The organism is Bradyrhizobium sp. 141 (assembly GCF_023074055.1).
Lineage (GTDB): Bacteria > Pseudomonadota > Alphaproteobacteria > Rhizobiales > Xanthobacteraceae > Bradyrhizobium.
Genome location: NZ_JADPKR010000039.1, coordinates 73830 through 94558, shown reverse-complemented (window position 1 = coordinate 94558; position 20729 = coordinate 73830). Strand labels below are relative to the sequence as shown.

Sequence of the window (20729 nt, the reverse complement as noted above, 5' to 3'; positions counted from 1 at the left end):
GCGGCGATTTCCTGCACGCCCGCGATCCCGGTTTTTCCCGTTGCGGTGGTGAAAGACAGTGCTACCCTCATGCTTGATATTCGATCCGGGCAAGCATTTGATGCGCATTCTTTGGGTAGCAGTCCTTCTCGCCACGTCACTTTCGCTCTCATTCGCCCCGCCGGCGCTTGCGCAGCAGGCCCGGGTTGCACTTGTCATCGGCAACGGCGCCTATGAGAAGGTGCCCGAGTTGCCGAACCCGACGCGCGATGCGGCCGACATCGGCCGCGCGCTGGAGCGGCTCGACTTCAAGGTCACCCAGGTCAAGAACGCGACTGCGCAAGAGATGAGGAAGGCCGTCGTCGAGTTCGGCCGCTCTGCCGAAGGAGCCGACCTCGCTGTCGTGTTTTACGCCGGGCACGGCATGGAGGTTGGCGGCGAGAACTGGCTGATCCCAATCAGCGCAGAGCTGCGCAGCGACACTGACATCGAGAGCGAAGCCATCAGCCTGCGCTCGGTGAGCCTTCAGGTGTCGAAGGCACGGAAGCTGGGCCTGGTCATACTCGACGCGTGCCGCAACAATCCCTTTGCCGCGAAGATGAAGCGCTCGATCGGCACCCGGGCGCTGCCTCGCGGGCTCGCGCCGACGGAACCTTCCGACAATGTCCTGATCGCGTATGCCGCCCGCGATGGCACCACGGCGAGCGATGGCGAGGGCCGGAACAGCCCCTTTACGGCGTCGCTTCTTCGCCACATCGACACGCCGGGCCTGGAGATATCGTTTCTGTTTCGCCGTGTCCGTGACGACGTGATGGCGGCGACCAAGCGCGAACAGCAGCCTTTCGTGTACGGCTCCTTGTCGAAGGAAGAGATTTATCTGAGAGCGCCTGCCGCGAGCGCTCCGGCATCGGTCGCGTCCGCCCCGGCGCCAGCCGCGTCGAGCCCGGCGCCTGCAAATCCTGCAGAAGACGAGAAGTTCTGGCTGGCGATCCAGACGTCGACGGTGGCCGGTCTCTATGAAGAGTTTCTGGCCAGATATCCCCGCAGCAGCCATGTCGAAGAAGCGCGCCAGCGGATCAAGAACTTCAAGGCCAACGAAGTTGCGGCGCTCGCATCTCCGGCTGCCCCTCCGAAGTCCGACGCGATCGAGCGCCCAGCGTCTGACGTAAAAACCGTCGTCCGAAATCTATTTGCGCCCGAGGATAACCAGAAAGTCGCTGCGATCGCGTCAGCTCAGCAACTCAAACTGCCGAGCTTCGCCATCTCGCCTGATCAGAATGATCCGCTCAATGCCAACTCCAGATTTGTCGGCGTGTGGTCCAACAAGCGTGGATGGACGAATGGCAAGGGACGCTACGCCATGCTGATCGTCACTGAGGTCTCTGCTACCGGGTTGGCCAAGGGATACTACCTGTGGGGGCCGCCGACAAAGGCTTCGTGGGTGAAAGATGAGGCGGGATACAAATCGTTTGCAGAGTATGTCACGGACAACAAATTCTCCATCAACGGAACGCCCGTCACCGTCAAGCTGGACAAGAACGTTCTTGCCCTGTCGTCCTTCAAGAAAGAAAATCCGTCGGAGACAGCGAACATCGAGCTTCGCCCGGTTTGGCAGCTTGTGCCGGCGCCAGAGGAGGCTGAGCCTTCAACCAAACGCGAGAAAGTCTCGCAACCGCGTGCCGCCAAAAAGGAAAGAGCCGCCGAGCCACCCGCTCCGGCTAGTGTTGGCGGAGCCAGCATGGAAGAGCGCTATCGCGCTTGCAAAAAGCGCGTGAAGGGATTTGCCCAGCGCGATGCATGCGCGCGGAATGGTACGATCTAGCGCCGGACGACGTTCGATCGGCTGACGCCGCCTCAGCGTGGCGCGAGGTCGGCGCGGTCGAGCGACTCCAATGTCGAGGCATTCGCGCAGAAGCCGTGGTAGTTCTCCGCGGCGGTGCCGTCGGCCAGCTCGCGATCGCATTGGCCCTTGTGATTGCAGAGCGAGCAGACCCGCTCCAGATCACGCAGCAGCAGCGGTTGCGCGCGGCCGAGGCCTTCGGCGTTGATGCCGAGCTGTTCCAGCATCTTCGGCAATTCGTCGGCTGAGTGCTTGCCGTGGCGAACCAGTTCCTCCAGATCGTCGGGTGCGATCCTGAGGTCGCTGGCGATCCGGTCGAAATCGGCGCGATCGAGCTGCCGCATCTCGTTCATCTCGCGGCGATGCTTCAGCCAGCTCGCAAAGGAGTCGATGACGTCCTGAAGGAGGGGATACGGCCTGCTTGCGGTGCTCATGGAAAGCTCCTTCGGACAGCGGAATTGGAGCGAAATAAGCACAATGATGCAGGAGCGCGTTGCGCTGGATCAAACTGGGAAGGAAGGAAATTGCTCTCGTGTCCCGGACGCGCTGCAGCGTGCAACGCTGCTGCGCAGAGCCGGGACCCATCTCACCGGATGGCTGGGCCCCGGCTCAGCAGCGCATCACCAAGGGGCGCTGCGCTGCGTCCGGGGCGCGAGAGCTACGCGAACCGCTCCGCCGCCCACGCATACAGGCTGCCCGGGATCGGCTTCTCACCGCCGCGGCCCTTGGGAGAGATGTGCAGGCCGATGATCTCGGGGTTGGTGACGAGGCCGAGATAGCTCGAGGGATCGAAGAACAGTTTTGGCTCGGCATGCACGGCATAAAACGACTGCTTCGGCAGCGCGCAAGCCAGCTCGCCGGTGCGGCGCGCCAGCGCGGTGAGCGCGGCGGGGCCATAGATCGCAACGCGGATGTCGGAGAGGCGGCTCGAGCCGCCGCGCAGGCGGCGCATCATGAAAGTGATGCGGTGGCGCACCGACAGCCAGTTCGGCGTCAGTTCCTCCTGCTCCATCAGCTCCTCGAAGGCGGCGACGATGCCGTGCTCGGGCGGCAGATAGATCACGGAATTGCCGAGCTGGCGCGGCCGCTCCCAGGCGAAATAGGGCTTTGCCGGATCGATCTCGACGGGCTTCAAGAGCAGCACGTCGGCGTCGAGCCAGAGGCCAAGGCCCTTCGCCATCAGCTTCATGCGGAAGAAGTCGCTGAACTGAAGCGTGGTCCAGTCGCGCCAGCTTCCGTCCGGCTGCGGTGGCCGCAAGCGTTCGGAGAATGCGTGCGGCAGGATCGCCTCGGCATCCGCGTTTGCGACGCCGGCGGGAAGGCCGGGAATGGTGTCGAAGCTGTAAACCGTGACCTTGTGGCCGGCCGCCAGCTGCGAGCGCAGACAGGTCTGGCGCAATGCGTCCATCGGGCCATGCCAGAAGGTGATGATTTCGGGCAGCATGCTCGAACACACTAGGGGATAATCAGAGCAAACAAAAAGCCCCGGCGCTGTTAGCACCGGGGCTCGAACGAAAACGCGAGATCAGGCCCAGGCGCGTTCGCGCTTGAGCTTGTCCTCATAGGTGTCGATCGAGGACTTCTTCTCCATCGTGAGGCCGATGTCGTCGAGGCCGTTGATCAGGCAGTGCTTGCGGAACGGGTCGATCTCGAACTTGACCTTACCGCCGTCGGGACCGCGGATCTCCTGGTTCGGCAGGTCGATCGTCAGCGTCGCGTTGGCGCCGCGCTCGGCGTCGTCGAACAGCTTGTCGAGGTCTTCCTGACTGACGCGGATCGGCAGGATGCCGTTCTTGAAGCAGTTGTTGTAAAAGATGTCGCCGAACGAGGTCGAGATCACGCAGCGGATGCCGAAGTCGAGCAGCGCCCAGGGCGCGTGCTCGCGGCTCGAGCCGCAGCCGAAATTATCGCCGGCGACCAGCACCTTCGCATTGCGATAGGCGGGCTGGTTGAGGACGAAATCCGGATTCTCGCTGCCGTCGTCCTTGTAGCGCTGCTCGGAGAAGAGTCCCTTGCCAAGGCCGGTGCGCTTGATGGTCTTGAGGTACTGCTTCGGAATGATCATGTCGGTGTCGACATTGATGATCTTCAGCGGCGCCGCGACGCCTTCCAGCGTGGTGAACTTGTCCATGGTTGCGCTTTCCGGGGGTGGATCAGGGAACCGGTATTTATCGCGATTGCAGCCCAAATCATAGGCCGAATTCGGCAGATCTACTCTGTCTTGGCCTCAATCGCGGCCATATCGTCGTCCGACAGACCAAAATGGTGGCCGATCTCGTGGATCAGGACGTGGCGGACGATATGGCCGAGGCTCTCGTCGTGCTCGGCCCAGTAATCCAGGATCGGACGGCGGTAGAGCCAGACCATGTTGGGCAGCCGCGCCACGTCGCCAAGGCTCTGCTGCGGCAGGCCGACGCCCTGGAACAGGCCGAGCAGGTCGAACTCGCTCTCGCATTCCATCTCGTCGAGAACCTCCTCGGTCGGGAAGTCGTCGACACGGATGATCACGCCCTCGCAGAGCTTGCGAAACTCCGCCGGCAGGCGCTCGAAGATGTCGTGAGCCGTCGCTTCCATCTCGGCCAGCGAGGGCGCTTTCAATTCCGTCCACATGCCTCCCTCTTAGCGCGGGTTCCTCGGCGATGCATCCGGCTTTATAAACGCGGCGAGGTTGACGGGCGCTTCCAAAACGGGGAGCGTGGGGTCTCGAAGGGGACGTTTCAGGTGGGCGGAAAAATGCGAGCGAAAACAGCGCTGACGCTACTGTGCATGGGGTTGTTTTCGCAGTTTTGCGTTGGCGCCGAGGCCCAGACGGCGGGCCCCGAGATCCGCCTCGCCCAGGCGGCCTCATCGGACGACGTTCCCCGGCCACGCAAGCGGCCCCCGGCGCGCTTGCGCGTCACGCCCTATTACAGCCCGGACGGCGTCTATCCGCGCTACAATCCCGGTCCCGATGCGGTCCGCGTGTGCAATGCCACCTATGTGCAGGAATTCCGGCCGAGCGGCACGGTGATCGTGCCGCGTGTGAGCTGCTACTGGCGCCGCGGCTGATGCCGGTTCAACGCCCGCGCGCAGTGCGGAAGCCTCGTGGGGTCGTCATGGCGAGATGGGTCGCACTGGCTGTTGCCGTCACGCTTGCCGCCGGCCTGCCTCGCGCGTCCGCGGCGCCGAGGGTGACGGTGCCAGAAGCGTCGGCGGGGATCGCGGTTTTCGATGTGCGGCGACCGGCGCGAACCCATGACATTGCGCGGCCTGTCGTGCGCCATGATCCGCGCTATTACGCGCGGCCGGTCTACTACCGCCCTTATCCCTACGGCGTACCCGCACCATTCGTGTTCGGCTACGGGCCGTTTTGGTGACGTCACAGCGCGCCGCCGGCAACGCCGTTCATTCATGACGCATTCACGTCGCTGTCCCTAGCTTGGCCTCGGGAGCGACTGCAATGAACAGGGATGACGCGGGCCGGTAACGCGCATCGCAACTCCGCTGTCCAGATTCAGGGAGGATTCCATGCTGAGGAGTTTGGGTCTCAGGGTAAGCCCGATGCGCCTGCTCGGGATTGCGGCCGCCGCGACGCTGATGCTGTCGGCCGGGACCGCGCGTCGTGCTGAAGCGCTGACCTTGATCAATCCGGCGACGTCACCTGCGACGAAGGCTGCGGCCGACGACCTCGTCACGCAGGTTCGCCACGGCGGCGGCGGACATGGCGGCGGACATTTTCACGGCGGCGGTGGTTTCCGCGGCGGCGGAGGACATATCGGCGGTTTCCGCGGCGGTGGATTTCGCGGCGGCCATATCGGCGGCTTCCGCGCCGGGCCGGCCTTCCATGGCGGTGGCTATCGTTATGGTGGCGTTCATCGCTATGGCGGGTTTCATCGCTACGGGATCTATCGGCCTCACTACGGCCATCGCCACTTCCACCGGCGCTATTATGTCGGCGGCTACTATCCCTACTACCACCATCCCCGCCGTTGCCGGGTCATCTGGACCTATTACGGCCCGCGCCGCATCTGCCGCTGGCATCGCTGGCACCATCCGTACCGCTATTGGTAATGTGAGTTGTGTCGTCATGCCCGGGCTTGTCCCGGGCATCCACGATCTTTCCGTCTGCGCCTAAAAACGTGGATGGCCGGGACAAGGCGAGCGGAAGCGACGCCGTCCTACGGACTGCTATGCCCGGCCATGACGGAGAATTTGGCCTAAAGCCAATCCTTCAGCTTCCACGACGACGATTTCCATCGCGTCAGGTTCTCGAGCTTCCACTGCTTGAACATCGCCGGCGGCCAGCGGCTGAGCTTCGAGGTCTCCTCGACCTCGGGCTTGGCGACGATGCGCAAACGTGCAGCGCGCCGGCGGTGCTGGCGCGTGGCCTCGCCGATCAGGTCGACATATTCCGGCTTGTTGGCCATGAGGCGTCCTCGCGAAATCATCGCGAGGACGAGAGTGTCAGGCGATCGATTAACGGCGGTTTGCCGCGATCGCTACAATTGCAGGGAGCGGCTTAGCGCCAGTCCCTGACGTCGACGAAGTGACCGGCGATCGCGGCGGCTGCCGCCATTGCCGGCGACACCAGATGCGTGCGGCCCTTGAAACCCTGGCGGCCCTCGAAATTGCGGTTCGAGGTCGAGGCGCAGCGCTCTTCCGGGGCCAGCTTGTCCGGGTTCATTGCGAGGCACATCGAGCAGCCCGGCTCGCGCCATTCGAAGCCGGCCTTGAGGAAGATCTTGTCCAGACCTTCGGCTTCGGCCTGCTCCTTCACGATGCCGGAGCCCGGCACGACCATGGCGTTGACATGCGCTGAAACGGTCTTGCCTTCAGCAATCTTTGCCGCCGCGCGGAGATCCTCGATGCGGCCGTTGGTGCAGGAGCCGATGAAGATGCGGTCGACCTTGATGTCGGTGATCTTCGTTCCCGCCGTCAGGCCCATGTATTTCAGGGCGCGATGCTTGGAGAGACGCTTGGCCTCGTCCGCGATCTTGTCGGGATCGGGCACGATGCCGGTCACCGAGATGACGTCCTCCGGGCTCGTGCCCCAGGTCACGATCGGCGGCAGCTTGGCCGCATCGAGGCGCAGCTCGTTGTCGAAATGCGCGCCGTCGTCGGAGCGCAGTTTCTCCCAGTAGCGCATGGCCGCATCCCAGTCCGCGCCCTTCGGCGCCTTCGGCCGGCCGCGCAGGAAGTCGAACGCCTTCTGATCGGGCGCAACGAGACCGGCGCGGGCGCCGCCTTCGATCGACATGTTGCAGACCGTCATGCGGCCTTCCATGCTGAGCGCCCTGATCGCATCGCCGGCGTATTCCAGCACGTAGCCGGTGCCGCCCGCGGTGCCGATCTCGCCGATGATGGCCAAAATAATGTCCTTGCCGGTCACGCCGTCAGGCAATTTGCCGTCGACGGTGACGCGCATGTTCTTCGCCTTCTTCTGGATCAGCGTCTGCGTCGCCAGCACATGCTCGACCTCGCTCGTGCCGATGCCGTGCGCGAGCGCGCCGAAGGCGCCATGCGTCGAGGTGTGGCTGTCACCGCAGACGATGGTGGTGCCGGGCAGGGTGAAGCCCTGCTCGGGGCCGATGACGTGGACGACGCCCTGGCGCTTGTCGAACTCGTTGTAATATTCGATGCCGAATTCCTTGGCGTTCTCTGCCAGCGCCTTGATCTGCTCGATGCTCTCAGGATCGGGGTTCGGCTTGGTGCGATCGGTCGTCGGCACGTTGTGGTCGACGACGGCGAGCGTCTTCTCCGGCGCGTGAACCTTGCGGCCGGTGGCGCGCAGCCCCTCGAACGCCTGCGGCGAGGTCACCTCGTGCACCAAATGACGGTCGATGTAGAGCAGGCAGGTGCCGTCCTCGGCTTCGTGCACCAGATGGTCGTTCCAGATCTTGTCGTACAATGTGGTCGGCTTGGACATGAGCTTGAGCTCCGAAGAATGTGTGTCAGCGAAGAGCGCGGGTGGCGCGCCGGGCAACAAAATCGTCAGCGCAGCTTTTAGGCTGCGCGCGTAAGCTCTGACGTTGCCGAAGTCGCGAAGCGTCCGAAGAACCGTCCAGGCAGCCGCGAGCGATCGTCGATGACGATGCGCTTGATGGGCTCCATGCTGGTCCGATCTGGAAACATTCTACGAATATATAGCAGGCCGAACCGGAATCGCGAGGGCTTTGACGCGCACGGCTGACGCAACAAAAAAGCGCGGGGTTTTGCCCCGCGCTTTTGGAAACTCGACTGTAAGCGGAGCTTACTCGTTGACGGCCTTGGCGTGCTCGGTCTTCTCGACGATGCGAGCCGACTTGCCGCGCAGCTGACGCAGGTAATAGAGCTTGGCGCGACGCACCTTGCCGCGGCGCACCACCTTGATCGAGTCGATCATCGGCGACATCACCGGGAACACGCGCTCCACGCCCTCGCCGTAGGAGATCTTGCGAACGGTGAAGCTCTCGTTGAGGCCACCGCCGGAACGGCCGATGCAGACGCCTTCATAAGCCTGCACGCGGGTGCGGTCGCCTTCGACGACCTTCACGTTGACGATCACGGTGTCGCCGGGACCGAATTCCGGAATGTCCTTGCCGGCGGACAGCTTGTCGAATTGCTCTTGCTCGAGCTGCTTGATCAGGTTCATGGGTAAATCTCCATCGGCGCGCCCAGCCCTGGAAACGGGGGGCTGCGCAAAATTCGTCTATCCAGCCATTGCGGATTTGGCCGCTCCTATAAGGCAAGCCGGAGCGTTTGTCACCCGTCTGTCTTGTTTTTTGGCGTTTTTTGGCGACCGGCTCGATTCGGGGGCTTGCTCGGGATTTGAGCCCACAAATCGGGCCGCCGGGCCGCCGTCAGGGCCTCGGATTGCGCCCGCCGCCAGCGAGCGACCTTGGCGTGGTCGCCGGAGGTTAGGATGTCAGGGATCGGAGCCCCCTCGAACAGCTGCGGACGGGTGTATTGAGGGTACTCCAGCAGGCCATCGGAGAAGCTTTCCTCGGTTCCCGAGGCCTCCTTGCCCATCACCCCCGGCAGCAGCCGGACGCAGGCATCGATCAGGGCTAGAGCCGCGATTTCACCTCCGGACAGCACGTAATCGCCGATCGAGACCTCCTCCAGGCCCCGCCCGTCGATGACCCGCTGGTCGATCCCCTCGAACCGTCCGCAGACGATCAGGGGGCCGGGGCCCTGGGCCAGTTCCACAACCCGGGCCTGGGTCAATGGCCGACCGCGCGGGCTCATCAGAAGGCGAGCCCGGTCCGGGCCGATCTCAGCGGCGTCGATGGCGGCCGCCAGAACATCCGCCCGCAGCACCATGCCGGGGCCGCCGCCGGCCGGGGTGTCGTCGACGCTGCGGTGGCGGTCGGTGGCGGAAGCCCGGATGTCCCGCGCCTCGATCTCCCAGAGTCCCGAGGCGAGCGCCCGCCCGGCGAGGCTCACGCCGAGCGGTCCCGGAAACATCTCCGGAAACAGCGTCAGCACCGTCGCGCGCCAGGGTGAGGGATTGGTCATTCGATCTCAGTTGTTGTCGTCCCGGCCCGCAAAGCGCGAGCCGGGGACCCATAACCACCACACTTTGCTTTGTGATGATCGGGGCTACCAGCTTAGCCAAAAACCACGGTCTGTGGTTATGGGTCCCCGCGTTCGCGGGGACGACCCGGAGAGAGAGTTTCGTCCTCGCCCTCAACCTCCTGCGGCAGCGCGATCACCACGCGGCCGCCTTTGAGATCGACCTCCGGCACCACCGCGTTCGTGAACGGCAGCAGCATGGTCGTGCCATTCAAAGGCGCGATCTCGATGATGTCGCCAGCACCGAAATTATGGATCGCGAGCACGCGGCCGAGTGCGTCGCCGTCGGTGGTGACGGCGGCGAGCCCGATCAAATCGGTGTGGTAATATTCGTCCGCGTCCGTCGCAGGCAGCTTGTCGCGCGCGACATAGAGCTCGATGCCGTTGAGGCGCTCGGCCTCATCGCGGGTCGTGACGCCCTTGAACGTCGCGACCAGATGATCTTTGGCCTCGCGCGCCGTTGCGACCTCGAACTGGCGCTTGCCGTCCTTGGACAGCAGCGGACCGTAGCGCCTGACGGCAAAGGGATCTTCGGTGAAGGTCCACAGTTTGACCGCACCGCGCACACCATGCGCGGCGCCGATCCGCGCGACGCAGACCAGCGCCGACATGATCTAGCCTTAGCCCTTCGCGGCGGCTTCGGCCTGCGCCTTGCGCTCCTTGCGCGGCACGGCCTTCTCGGGGTTGTTGCGCGCTTCGCGCTTCTTGACGCCGGCGGCGTCGAGGAAGCGGGCGACGCGATCCGACGGCTGCGCGCCCTTGGCGAGCCAGGCCTTCACCTTGTCCATGTCGAGCTTGAGGCGGGTCTCGTTGTCCTTCGGCAGCAGCGGGTTGAAATGGCCGAGACGCTCGATGAAGCGGCCATCGCGCGGAAAGCGCGAGTCGGCGACGACGACGTGATAGACGGGGCGCTTCTTGGTGCCTGCGCGGGCGAGGCGGATAACGACGGACATTCAGTTCTCCTTCAAAGTACAGTTTGTTCGGTTGATTGGTATTTTCGCGCCGCGCGAGATCCCTACGATCCAACGCGACGAATTCCTCATTTCTTCTTGCCGGGAAAACCGCCGAGCCCCGGAAGGGTCGGCTTGCCGCTGAGGCCCGTAAGCCCCGGCAAATTCGGTAGGCCCGAGCGAAGACCGGGCGGCAGATCCTTCGGCAGGCTGGGCAGACCTTGTCCACCGCCGGCCTGCATCTTCTCCTGCATCGCCTTCATCTCTTCCGGCGAAGGAGGCTTCATGCCGCCGCCAAAGCCCATCGCCTGGGCGATGCCGGCGAGCGGGCCGCGTTTGCCCGAGCCCATGGCCTTCATCATGTCGGCCATGTTCCGGTGCATCTTGAGCAGCTTGTTGACCTGCTCGACGCTCTGGCCGGAGCCGGCGGCGATACGCTTCTTGCGGCTGGCCTTGAGCAGGTCGGGATGACGGCGCTCGTCGCGCGTCATGGAATCGATCACCGCGACCTGGCGCTTCAGGATCTTGTCGTCGATGCCGGCGGCGGCGATCTGGTTCTTCATCTTGGAGATGCCGGGCATCATGCCCATCAGCCCGCTGATGCCGCCCATGTTGGCCATCTGCGACAGCTGCTCGCGCATGTCGTTGAGGTCGAACTGACCCTTGCGCATGCGCTCGGCAGTGCGCGCGGCCTTTTCGGCGTCGATGTTGGCGGCGGCACGTTCGACCAGCGACACCACGTCGCCCATGCCGAGGATGCGGCCGGCGATACGATCGGGATGGAAATCTTCCAGCGCATCGGTCTTTTCGCCGGTGCCGATCAGCTTGATCGGCTTGCCGGTGACGGCGCGCATCGATAGCGCGGCGCCGCCGCGGCCATCGCCGTCCACACGTGTGAGAACGATGCCGGTGAGGCCGACGCGCTGATCGAACGCGCGGGCGAGGTTGACGGCGTCCTGGCCGGTGAGGCTGTCGGCGACCAGCAGCACTTCATGCGGATTGGCGGCAGCTTTGATCGCGGCGGCTTCCGCCATCATCTCTTCGTCGAGCGTGGTGCGACCGGCGGTGTCGAGCAGCACGATGTCGTAGCCGCCGAGCTTGCCGGCTTCCAGCGCGCGCTTCGCAATCTGCGGCGGCTGCTGGCCCGCGACGATCGGCAAGGTGGGAATATCGAGATCGCGGCCGAGCACGGCCAGCTGCTCCATCGCCGCCGGACGATAGACGTCGAGCGAGGCCATCAGCACCTTGCGCTTGTCGCGCTGGACCAGGCGGCGGGCGAGCTTCGCGGTGGTGGTGGTTTTACCGGAGCCTTGCAGGCCGACCATCATGATCGGCACCGGTGGCACGGAATTGACGTCGATGGTCTGGCTTTCGGCGCCGAGCGTGTTGATCAGCTCGTCATGGACGATCTTGACCACCATCTGGCCGGGGGTCACCGACTTGACGACGGTGGCGCCGATCGCCTGCTCGCGGACGCGCTCGGTGAAGCTGCGCACCACTTCCAGCGCGACGTCGGCCTCCAGCAGCGCACGGCGCACCTCGCGCATCGCGGCGTCGACGTCCTTTTCGGTCAGCGCACCGCGCCCCGTCAGACGATCGAGAATTCCGCCAAGCCGTTCCGACAGATTGTCGAACAATGCAATTGTCCTGTTTTACCTCTCCCCGCCTGCGGGGAGAGGTCGGATCGCCCTTGCGATCCGGGTGAGGGGGTACGGGACCATCTACGCGCACCATGCGCGGAGAGAGCCCCTCACCCCGACCCTCTCCCCGCAAGAGCGGGGCGAGGGAGAGAAAGTCCAAACAGCTTTACGCCCGAGGGCGCACAGCGCTGTCGGGCGTTGACCTCCGGCCTCCAGGGCCAGTCGGCGGGTCGAAAAGAAAGCCTTTCCGAGAAAGTGGCGGGGTTAAACGCCGCTCACGTCCAAAAGTCAAGGAAAGTTAGGGCGTCGCAATGCCTATGCCAAGATAAGATCCTGAAAACACGACATTTTTGGCGGTCGGTTCCTTTTCCTTTGGCCCTGCCCATATAGAAGGGTGATGACTTACCTCCGCCACCAATCCTAAAGCCCGCCCTGTGCCGATCACCCGCCGCCGCGTTCTTGGGGTGCTCGCCGGAGCCGGCGCGCTGGTCGGCGTGCCCTCCCTCTGGATATCTCGCATGAAAACCTATGACGGCCCGGTCTCCGACCACTTTGACGGCCTGACCTTCTTCGATCCCGACGGGGCGCCGCCGAGATCGCTCGGCGAGGTGCTACGTTGGCAATTAGGGGGCCGGGGACAGCGCGCCACATGGCCGGACTGGGCCCCCAGCCCCCATGCCGATACCCCGCCGGCGCGTGTCGACGGCGAAAACGTGCGGCTCTCCTTCGTCGGCCATGCCAGCTGGCTGATCCAGACAGGCGGTCTCAATATTTTGGTCGATCCCGTCTGGTCGACGCGGGTGTCGCCGGTCGCCTGGGCCGGGCCGAAGCGGCACAACGATCCCGGCATCGCGTTCGAGAAGCTGCCGAAGATCGATGTCGTGCTGGTCTCGCACGGGCATTACGATCATCTGGACATTGCGACGCTGTCGCGGCTCACGAAGAATTTCGCCCCGCGCGTGATCACCCCGCTCGGCAACGACGTGACGATGCGCAGCTGGGATTCCACGATCAAGGTGGAAGCCTTCGACTGGCACGACCGCGTCGAGCTCGGCGGCGGCATCGCGGTGCATCTGGTGCCGACCCGGCACTGGACGGCGCGCGGCATGTTCGATCGCAACAAGGCGCTGTGGGCGAGCTTTGTGTTGGAGACGCCGGCCGGGAAAATCTACGTCGTCTGCGATTCCGGCTATGGCGATGGCACGCATTTTCGTCGCGTCGCCGAGAAGCACGGACCGCTGCGTCTGGCGATCCTCCCGATCGGTGCCTACGAGCCGCGCTGGTTCATGCGCGATCAGCACATGAATCCGGAAGATGCGGTGAAGGCGCTGGCTGATTGCGGCGCGCAGGCCGCGCTTGGGCATCACCACGGCACGTTCCAGCTGACGGACGAAGCGATCGATGCGCCGGCGAAGGCGCTGGTCGAGGCGCTGGATGCGGCGAAAATTCCGCAGGAGCGGTTCGTGGCGATGCAGCCGGGGCAGGTGGTGGAGATTTAGGTCTCGCACTCTCCACACACACCGCTCGTGCCCCGGACGCAGCGCAACACTCCCGGCGATGCGAAGCATCGTCCGGTGTGATGCGCTGCTGAGCCGGGGCCCATGTCGCTGGATTGTACCGTGCCGCTTTCTGGGTCCCGGCTCTGGGCAGCGTCACTGCGTGCCGCGGCGCGCCCGGGACGCGAGACCTATTGCTCTTTCGGCTTGATCGCCCAGCTCACATTCACCGTCACCGACAGCGTTTCCTCGCCCGGCGCGACGGCGGCCTGCGGGGCTGCCGCCATCGGGGCCATGCGGCTCTTGAACAGCGGCACCGGGCCACCGCCTTCCGTGACACTGAGCGGCGCACCCAGCGTGACGCCGGTGGCCCTGGCGTAAACTTCGGCCTTGCGCCGCGCATCGGTCACGGCCTGCTCACGCGCATCGTCGAGCAGCTTTGACGCCTGCGTCACTTCGAACGAAATATTGCCGATGTCGTTGGCGCCGGCGCTGACCAGCGTGTCGATGATGCCGGCGACCTTGGTCACGTCGCGAATTTTTACGGTGACGCGGTTGGAGGCGCGGAAGCCGACCACGGGGGATGCGCCGGTGGATTTGTTCTGGCCGTATTGCGGCTGCAGCGACAGGCGCGAGGTCTGGTAGTCCTTCTCGGCAAGGCCGGCGCCCTTCAGCGCCAGCAGCACCTTGCCCATGGCCGCGTTGTTGGCGTCGGAGGCTTCCTTGGCCGTCTTGGCGTCATTGGCAACGCCGGCATCGATCAGCGCGAGATCCGGCGCCACGGAAACATTGGCCTCGCCGCTCACCGAAATGGCGGACGGGAAATCATCGGCGAGCGCAGGCGTTGCCAGCAGCGTGGCGAAAACGGTGGCGAGGGAAGTAACGAGTACGGCAGGCTTTTTCATCATTCTCACTTCAGCGGCACGAAAACGTTGATCACGAGCTTGTCCTCAGCGGTCTTCAGGGGATCGGTGAGGTATTCCTCGATGAAGGTGTCCTTGGCTTCGAGTCTCTTGTCGTCGAGGTGATTGGTGATCGCCTCATAGGTGTTGTCCATGTTGTCGTAGGAACCGCGATGGACGAATTTCAGTGCCTTGCCTTCCGGCGATTTGCCGATGCTCATGTCCTTCGGCAAGCTCTTGGGATCCTGATCGACCGGGATCTCGGCGAGGAAGGTGAAGCCGGTGTCGTCGGTCGAGGTGTAGACGATCATGGAATTGCCGGCGTGCTTGATGCCCTGCTTGTCCAGGAGCGTGTTCAGCGCCTTGAAGGCGTCGACCAGCGTGTCGAAGGCTGAATCCCAATTGGCAGTGCCCTTGACCATCACGACCTTCCTGGACTCCAGCGTGGTCTCGAGGCCAAAGGGATCGGCGGTCTGCACCGGAGCGGGCGTTGCGGCCGCGGCAGGCGGCGGTGTCGCCGGGCCGGGGGAGGCGCTGGCTGCGGGCGAGGGCGATGCTGTCGGGGCAGGCGAAGCGCTGGCCGCAGGCGATGGCGCGGGTGAGGGCGTTGCCGCAGGCGCAGGCGAGGCGCTCGCGGCCGGAGAGGGGGAAGCCGATGGGGCCGGCGAGGGACTTGCCGAGGCGGCCGGTGCCGGGCTCGGGGTTTGCGCCAGAGCCTCGGGCAGGCCAAACGACAAGGCCGCTGCCGGGATCAGCGCGGCCAGAGCGAGACGACGAAACCTGAACATTTTATTCTCCCCAAGGCCTTAACCAACAAGGCCTAAATCCGTCTTTGCGCCCGGCCGCGCCCCTGTCCGCGCGAACGCGCCGTTCTAACACGCGAGCGCCGAATTCGTCCCATGACAGATGCGTCATGGCAGGCCTCCTCGGCGCTCCCAAGCAAACCGCTGGCCAAGCCGGCAAGGATCGCCATATAAGGCAGGCGAAATTCGGGAATTTTCATGAGCGCGCTGGCCAACCACGCATTTGCCAAGATGAACGGCATCGGCAACGAGATCGTCGTTGTCGACATGCGCGCGTCCACGGCAAAGGTGACGCCGGATGACGCGCGCGCGGTGGCGTCCGCGAACGGCGGCGTGGCCTACGACCAGCTCATGGTGCTGCAGAAGCCGCGGCTGGACGGTACCGAGGCCTTCATTCGCATCTACAACAATGACGGCTCCGAAGCCGGCGCCTGCGGCAACGGCATGCGCTGTGTGGTGCGTCGCATCTTCGAAAAGACCGGCCAGACCAATGCGACGTTTGAGACGGCAGCTGGGCTGCTCAATGCCTGGCAGGGTCCCGCGCCGGATCTCTACACCGTGGACATGGGTGCGCCGAAGTTCGGCTGGCAGGACATTCCGCTGGCGGAAGAGTTCCGCGACACCCGCTATATCGAATTGCAGATCGGGCCGATCGACAATCCGATCCTGCATTCGCCGTCCGTGGTGAGCATGGGCAATCCGCATGCGATCTTCTGGGTCGATGACGTCAACGCCTACGATCTCGAGCGTTTCGGTCCACTGCTCGAAAACCATCCGATCTTCCCGAAGCGCGCCAACATCACGCTCGCCCATATCGTGGATCGCGACCACATCACGATCCGCACCTGGGAACGCGGTGCCGGCCTGACCAAGGCCTGCGGCTCGGCGGCCTGCGCCACGGCGGTCGCCGCGGCCCGCCTGAAGCGGGTCGAGCGCAATGTCGAGATCACGCTGCCCGGCGGCAAGCTCGGCATCGAATGGCGCGAGCGCGACGACCACGTGCTGATGACGGGCACCGCGACCTTCGAATATGAGGACACCTTCGATCCGGCGCTGTTCGCGCCGGTTGTCTGATGGCCGTCGACATCGTCACCTTCGGCTGCCGCCTCAATGCCTTCGAGGCCGAGGTGATCCGCCGTGAGGCCGAGGGCGCGGGCCTTTCCGACACCATCGTCATCAACAGCTGCGCCGTCACCAACGAAGCGGTGGCGCAGGCGCGGCAGTCGATCCGCAAACTGAAGCGCGAGCGTCCCGGCGCGCGCATCGTCGTCACCGGCTGCGCAGCGCAGACGCAAAGCGGCATGTTCGCTGACATGGCCGAAGTCGATCGCGTCCTCGGCAATGACGACAAGATGCGCGCGTCTGCGTGGCAGGAGACGCGCAGCGCGTTCGATCTCGGCGCCGGCGAGAAGATCGCCGTCAGCGACATCATGGCGATCAGGGAGATGGCGCCGCATCTCATCGACGGCTATGCGAGCGGCCTGCCGCGCGTGTTCGTGCAGGTGCAGAACGGCTGCGACCATCGCTGCACCTTCTGCATCATTCCCTACGGCCGCGGCAATTCGCGCTCGGTGCCGATGGGCGCGGTGGTCGAGCAGGTGCGGACGCTGGCCGCGCGCGGTCATGCCGAGATCGTGCTGACCGGCGTCGATCTCACCAGCTACGGTGCCGACCTGCCCGGTGCGCCGAAACTCGGCATGCTGACGAAGCAGATTTTGCGGCATGTGCCGGAGCTGAAGCGCCTGCGCATCTCCTCGATCGATTCGATCGAGGCGGATGACGATCTGCTCGATGCCGTCGCTGATGATGCGCGGCTGATGCCGCATCTGCATCTTTCGCTGCAGTCGGGCGACGACATGATTCTGAAGCGCATGAAGCGGCGGCATTCGCGGCAGGATGCGATCGCTTTCTGCGACCAGGTGCGCCGGCTGCGCCCGGACATCGCCTTCGGCGCCGACATCATCGCGGGCTTCCCGACCGAGAGCGAGGAGATGTTCTCGCGCTCGCTCGATCTCGTCGAACAATGCGGCCTGACGTTCCTGCACGTCTTCCCCTATTCCCCGCGCCCCGGCACGCCGGCTGCAAAGATGCCGCAGGTTGCGGGGGCGCTGATCAAGGAACGCGCGAAGCGGCTGCGTGCGGCTGGTGAAGTGGCATTGCGCAAACGGCTGCAAGCCGAGATCGGCGCGACGCGTGATGTGCTGATCGAGAGCGAGGGGTTAGGCCGCACGGAGCACTATCTGCCGGTCGCGGTTGCGGGCGAGCGGGTGGGCACTGTCGTGCCGCTTGTGATTGGTGGTAGTGATGGCGAGCGGCTGACGACGTAATCGCTGTCCTCTTCCTTCTCTCCTTGCGGGAGAAGGTGCGAAGCGCCGGATGAGGGGTTGCTTCAGCCAACTCTATTGCAAGTGACGCATTCGCGGAGAGAGATACCCCTCACCCGTCTCGCCGCTGCGCGGCGAGCCACCCTCTCCCGCAAGGGGAGAGGGGAAGAAGTTAAGACGCTCGCACCTGCCAGAACCGCAGCGTGCGCCGCGCATTCTCTGGCGTCATGTGCGCATAGTGACCTTGCGCGCGCGAGAGATCCACCGGCTTCATCGCGCCGGTCGCAAAGCGGCTTTCGAGCACGGCGGTGGTGGTTTCCCAGCTGAGCTGCGCCGCCTTGCACGGCACCAGCAGGCCGTCGTCGCGCAGGCTTTGCATCAGCGGGCGAATGACTTCGACGGTCGATCCGGACAGCGCTGCCAGGGCAGCGGCGGTCTCCTCATAACGCCGCTGCCTGGCGAAGCCGAGCAACGTCGCCTCATTGAGCTGGCCGGTTGCCTTGAGCATTGCAATCGCGCGTTTGGCACCTTCGAAATCGCGGACGCTCGACATCTCGCGATCGACGCCGACGGCGATGGCCGCGATCGCACTCTGGATTTCCTCGAACAGATGCGGCGGCGCGCGCGACAACAGGCGGGCGCGCACGGCATCGGTCGCCGAGTGCAGCAATCGGCGGCGCAGCTCCGACGGCAGATCCACGCGGACGCCGATGTTGACGGCAAGTTCGGGGTCCGCCTCGGCCTGCCCGACCATGACGGCGAATCCGTTTCCGGAAACGCGCGCGCCGGGATTGGCGGCGAGCCGCCGGTTGACGCTGGGATAGCGGCGCGCCAGCAAAGCGTCGGTGACCATCTCCTTCAGCCACCAGCGGCCGGCGATCGCGAGCAGATGCGGTTCGCCCTTGGATGATGCGATCTTCACCAGCTCGCCGTCGTCGAGGCGGGCGGATTCCTGCAGCACGGGACCGGCGATGCGGATCTCGTCATTGCTGGCGAGGCGGCGGATCACCGAGGGCGGCGCCTGCGCGATCGGCGCCAGTTGTGCGCTGATCTCGGCGAGCGCAATGCGTGCGCCCATGTCTGCAAGCGCCCGCAGCTCGATGGTGCCGATCAGGCGCTCGAGCACCTCGTCGAACAGCGCGATCTGCTCGTCGTCGAAACTGCCGGCGGAGGAGAGGAACAGATCGGTGACGCGCCGGGCGGTCTCCAGGCCCTTTTCCGCCGAGCCTGCTCGAATCGCGGATTCGACCTCGTCGATGATCGATAGCTCGGCCTTGGACATCACGCCTTGCTCGTCCTGAGCGGTTACGGAAGCTTGTTCTAAGCAACCGCTATCATTAGAGGCGAGCACTGAAGGTTTGGTAAACTATGGGGCATTGGGAGCAAGGCGCGGCCGCGGCGGAGCTGCGCTCCCTCCCCCGCTTGCGGGGGAGGGTCGGGGAGAGGGTGTCTCCGCAACAAGACTGTCCCCCAGAGGAGAGAGCCCTCACCCGGATCGCTTCGCATCCGACCTCTCCCGCAAGCGGGAGAGGTGCACCGAACTTGACGGCGGCTATTCCCCGTTCCACCCGCAGGCGCGGAGCTTTTCGTGCATGTGGGGCGGGGCCGGCGCCACGACGCGGACGGGCTCCTTGTTCCGGGAGATCGGCACCACGATCTCGCGGGAATGCAGGTGCAGCTTCGGCTCCCCGAAGCGCGGGCCGTTGCCGTAAATGTTATCGCCGAAGATCGGCCAGCCGGTCGCGGCCGAATGCACCCGCAATTGATGGGTCCGCCCGGTCACCGGTTCCATGGCGAGCCAGGTCAGGCCGTCGCCGCGGCCCATCACCTTCCAGTTCGTGATCGCCTTCTGGCCTTCGGGATCGGGCTTCTGCCACCAGCCGCGCTCGGCATTGAGCCGGCCGAGCGGCATGTCGATGGTGCCTTCGTCCTCGGCCGGGCCGCCCTCGACCACGGTCCAGTATGTCTTGCCGATCTTGCCGTGCTTGAAGAGCAGGCCGAGCGAAGCGGTCGCCTTGCGATGGCGGCCGAGCACGAGGCAGCCGGAGGTGTCCTTGTCCAGCCGGTGGGCCAGCACCGGCGGCCGCGGCAGGCCGAAACACAGTGCGTCGAACGAGGCCTCCAGATTGGCGCCGCCCTTGGGGCCGCGATGCACCGGCAGCCCGGACGGCTTGTCGATGACCAGCATCAGCCCGTCGCGATGGAGCACGCGGGCCAGGATTTCATCGGCCGTCAATTGGGGAACATCGAGCAATTGCAGGACTTTCGGTCAAGACTTTCGTTTGATCGCCGGAACGGCTAACACACCGCCACCATGAACGATACCACGTCAGATCCCCCCAAGCTGAGCTGGTGGCGCCGCCTGTCCAACGGGCTGAAGCGCACCTCGTCCTCGCTCGGGACCGCGGTCGCCGACCTCGTCACCAAGCGCAAGCTCGACCGCGCCATGCTCGATGACATCGAGGACGTGCTGCTGCGCGCCGATCTCGGCACCCAGGTCGCGGTCCGGATCGCAGATGCGGTCGGCACCGGCCGCTACGACAAGGCGATCTCGGCGGACGAGGTGAAAGACGTCGTCGCGACCGAGGTCGAGAAGGTGCTGGCGCCGGTGGCGAAGCCGCTCGAGATCGATACGGCGAGGAAGCCGTTCGTGATTCTGGTGGTCGGGGTCAACGGCTCCGGCAAGACCACCACGATCGGCAAGCTCTCGCAAAAATTCGCGTCCGAAGGCCGCAAGGTGATGCTGGCCGCCGGCGACACGTTTCGCGCGGCCGCGATCGAGCAGCTCAAGATCTGGGGCGAACGTACGAAGACGCCGGTGATATCAGGCGCCCAAGGTTCGGACTCAGCGAGCCTTGCCTTCAACGCGCTGACGGCGGCGAAGGAGCAAAACGTCGACGTGCTCCTGATCGACACCGCCGGCCGCTTGCAGAACAAGGCCGAGCTCATGAACGAGCTCGAAAAGGTCGTGCGCGTGATCCGCAAGGTGGATGACACTGCGCCGCATGCCGTGCTGCTGGTGCTCGACGCCACCGTCGGCCAGAATGCGCTGTCGCAGGTCGAGGCCTTCCATCGCACCGCCGGGGTCACCGGCCTCGTGATGACCAAGCTCGACGGCACTGCGCGCGGCGGCATTCTGGTGGCGCTCGCGGAAAAATTCAAACTGCCGGTGCATTTCATCGGCGTCGGCGAAGGCGTCGACGATCTCGCGCCGTTCACCGCGCGCGATTTCGCCCGTGCCATTGCCGGAATCGAAAGCTGA

Annotated in this window: 23 protein-coding genes; 8 read left to right on the top strand and 15 right to left on the bottom strand. The window is 64.8% G+C overall.

Features of this window, described 5'->3' with window-relative positions:
• Nucleotides 1–100 precede the first annotated feature (100 nt).
• Nucleotides 101–1801: a caspase family protein gene (locus IVA81_RS11915; RefSeq protein ID WP_247316591.1), complete on the top strand. Its 1701-nt coding sequence runs from the start codon at nucleotides 101–103 to the stop codon at nucleotides 1799–1801.
• Nucleotides 1802–1833: 32 nt separating this feature from the next.
• Here IVA81_RS11915 and IVA81_RS11910 read toward each other — a convergent pair whose 3' ends face one another.
• The 4 genes from IVA81_RS11910 to IVA81_RS11895 all read right to left on the bottom strand — a co-directional run bounded on the left by IVA81_RS11910 (nucleotide 1834) and on the right by IVA81_RS11895 (nucleotide 4429).
• Nucleotides 1834–2253, bottom strand: coding sequence for a hypothetical protein (locus IVA81_RS11910; protein ID WP_247316590.1), 420 nt, complete (start codon nucleotides 2251–2253; stop codon nucleotides 1834–1836).
• A 224-nt stretch (nucleotides 2254–2477) separates the two neighbouring features.
• On the bottom strand, nucleotides 2478–3263 hold the full coding sequence (locus IVA81_RS11905) for a hypothetical protein (RefSeq protein WP_247316588.1): 786 nt from the start codon (nucleotides 3261–3263) through the stop codon (nucleotides 2478–2480).
• Between the two features lie 81 nt (nucleotides 3264–3344).
• The gene (gene leuD / locus IVA81_RS11900; RefSeq protein ID WP_018318912.1) at nucleotides 3345–3950 is read right to left on the bottom strand and encodes a 3-isopropylmalate dehydratase small subunit; all 606 of its coding nucleotides are present in this window, start codon (nucleotides 3948–3950) and stop codon (nucleotides 3345–3347) included.
• 80 nt (nucleotides 3951–4030) lie between these two features.
• Entirely contained in the window at nucleotides 4031–4429 is a 399-nt protein-coding gene (locus IVA81_RS11895) for a metallopeptidase family protein (protein WP_247316587.1), read from the bottom strand.
• Between the two features lie 156 nt (nucleotides 4430–4585).
• On the opposite strand from IVA81_RS11895, the gene IVA81_RS11890 reads away from it, so the two are divergent.
• The 3 genes from IVA81_RS11890 (at nucleotide 4586) to IVA81_RS11880 (ending at nucleotide 5869) form a co-directional block, all read left to right on the top strand.
• Nucleotides 4586–4867 (top strand): hypothetical protein, encoded by a 282-nt coding sequence (locus IVA81_RS11890; RefSeq protein WP_247316619.1) that lies wholly within the window; start codon nucleotides 4586–4588, stop codon nucleotides 4865–4867.
• Nucleotides 4868–4914: 47 nt separating this feature from the next.
• Nucleotides 4915–5175, top strand: coding sequence for a hypothetical protein (locus IVA81_RS11885; protein WP_247316586.1), 261 nt, complete (start codon nucleotides 4915–4917; stop codon nucleotides 5173–5175).
• A gap of 151 nt (nucleotides 5176–5326) precedes the next feature.
• Nucleotides 5327–5869, top strand: a complete 543-nt coding sequence (locus IVA81_RS11880; RefSeq protein WP_247316585.1) for a hypothetical protein — start codon at nucleotides 5327–5329, stop codon at nucleotides 5867–5869.
• Between the two features lie 146 nt (nucleotides 5870–6015).
• Here the strand turns inward: IVA81_RS11880 and IVA81_RS11875 are convergent, their stop codons facing one another.
• From IVA81_RS11875 to ffh, 7 genes are all read right to left on the bottom strand, one after another.
• Nucleotides 6016–6225: a hypothetical protein gene (locus IVA81_RS11875; protein ID WP_247316584.1), complete on the bottom strand. Its 210-nt coding sequence runs from the start codon at nucleotides 6223–6225 to the stop codon at nucleotides 6016–6018.
• Between the two features lie 92 nt (nucleotides 6226–6317).
• Complete coding sequence (gene leuC, locus IVA81_RS11870; protein WP_247316583.1) at nucleotides 6318–7724, bottom strand: 3-isopropylmalate dehydratase large subunit; 1407 nt, start codon at nucleotides 7722–7724, stop codon at nucleotides 6318–6320.
• 324 nt (nucleotides 7725–8048) lie between these two features.
• A complete protein-coding gene (gene rplS / locus IVA81_RS11865; RefSeq protein ID WP_246931323.1) occupies nucleotides 8049–8429 on the bottom strand; it encodes a 50S ribosomal protein L19 in 381 nt (126 codons plus the stop codon).
• 110 nt (nucleotides 8430–8539) lie between these two features.
• Entirely contained in the window at nucleotides 8540–9295 is a 756-nt protein-coding gene (gene trmD / locus IVA81_RS11860; protein ID WP_247316582.1) for a tRNA (guanosine(37)-N1)-methyltransferase TrmD, read from the bottom strand.
• A gap of 116 nt (nucleotides 9296–9411) precedes the next feature.
• Complete coding sequence (rimM, locus tag IVA81_RS11855; RefSeq protein ID WP_247316581.1) at nucleotides 9412–9963, bottom strand: ribosome maturation factor RimM; 552 nt, start codon at nucleotides 9961–9963, stop codon at nucleotides 9412–9414.
• 9 nt (nucleotides 9964–9972) lie between these two features.
• Entirely contained in the window at nucleotides 9973–10305 is a 333-nt protein-coding gene (gene rpsP, locus IVA81_RS11850; RefSeq protein ID WP_212082134.1) for a 30S ribosomal protein S16, read from the bottom strand.
• 86 nt (nucleotides 10306–10391) lie between these two features.
• A complete protein-coding gene (gene ffh, locus IVA81_RS11845; protein WP_247316580.1) occupies nucleotides 10392–11939 on the bottom strand; it encodes a signal recognition particle protein in 1548 nt (515 codons plus the stop codon).
• 437 nt (nucleotides 11940–12376) lie between these two features.
• Between ffh and IVA81_RS11840 the strand changes: the two genes are divergently transcribed.
• A complete protein-coding gene (locus IVA81_RS11840) occupies nucleotides 12377–13441 on the top strand; it encodes an MBL fold metallo-hydrolase (RefSeq protein ID WP_247316579.1) in 1065 nt (354 codons plus the stop codon).
• Between the two features lie 188 nt (nucleotides 13442–13629).
• On the opposite strand, the gene IVA81_RS11835 is transcribed toward IVA81_RS11840, so the two are convergent.
• Complete coding sequence (locus IVA81_RS11835) at nucleotides 13630–14343, bottom strand: SIMPL domain-containing protein (protein ID WP_247316618.1); 714 nt, start codon at nucleotides 14341–14343, stop codon at nucleotides 13630–13632.
• A gap of 5 nt (nucleotides 14344–14348) precedes the next feature.
• On the bottom strand, nucleotides 14349–15128 hold the full coding sequence (locus IVA81_RS11830) for a GyrI-like domain-containing protein (protein WP_247316578.1): 780 nt from the start codon (nucleotides 15126–15128) through the stop codon (nucleotides 14349–14351).
• A 213-nt stretch (nucleotides 15129–15341) separates the two neighbouring features.
• Here IVA81_RS11830 and dapF point away from each other — a divergent pair, with 213 nt between their 5' ends.
• Together dapF and mtaB are read left to right on the top strand one after the other, a co-directional pair.
• The gene (dapF, locus tag IVA81_RS11825) at nucleotides 15342–16217 is read left to right on the top strand and encodes a diaminopimelate epimerase (protein ID WP_247316577.1); all 876 of its coding nucleotides are present in this window, start codon (nucleotides 15342–15344) and stop codon (nucleotides 16215–16217) included.
• A complete protein-coding gene (gene mtaB, locus IVA81_RS11820; protein WP_247316576.1) occupies nucleotides 16217–17470 on the top strand; it encodes a tRNA (N(6)-L-threonylcarbamoyladenosine(37)-C(2))-methylthiotransferase MtaB in 1254 nt (417 codons plus the stop codon). Before dapF ends, mtaB begins: the two co-directional genes overlap by 1 nt.
• Nucleotides 17471–17639: 169 nt before the next feature.
• On the opposite strand, the gene IVA81_RS11815 is transcribed toward mtaB, so the two are convergent.
• Together IVA81_RS11815 and IVA81_RS11810 are read right to left on the bottom strand one after the other, a co-directional pair.
• Complete coding sequence (locus tag IVA81_RS11815; protein WP_247316575.1) at nucleotides 17640–18749, bottom strand: DUF2336 domain-containing protein; 1110 nt, start codon at nucleotides 18747–18749, stop codon at nucleotides 17640–17642.
• Between the two features lie 270 nt (nucleotides 18750–19019).
• On the bottom strand, nucleotides 19020–19721 hold the full coding sequence (locus IVA81_RS11810) for an RNA pseudouridine synthase (RefSeq protein ID WP_247316574.1): 702 nt from the start codon (nucleotides 19719–19721) through the stop codon (nucleotides 19020–19022).
• A gap of 60 nt (nucleotides 19722–19781) precedes the next feature.
• Here IVA81_RS11810 and ftsY point away from each other — a divergent pair, with 60 nt between their 5' ends.
• Nucleotides 19782–20729: a signal recognition particle-docking protein FtsY gene (gene ftsY / locus IVA81_RS11805; protein ID WP_247316573.1), complete on the top strand. Its 948-nt coding sequence runs from the start codon at nucleotides 19782–19784 to the stop codon at nucleotides 20727–20729.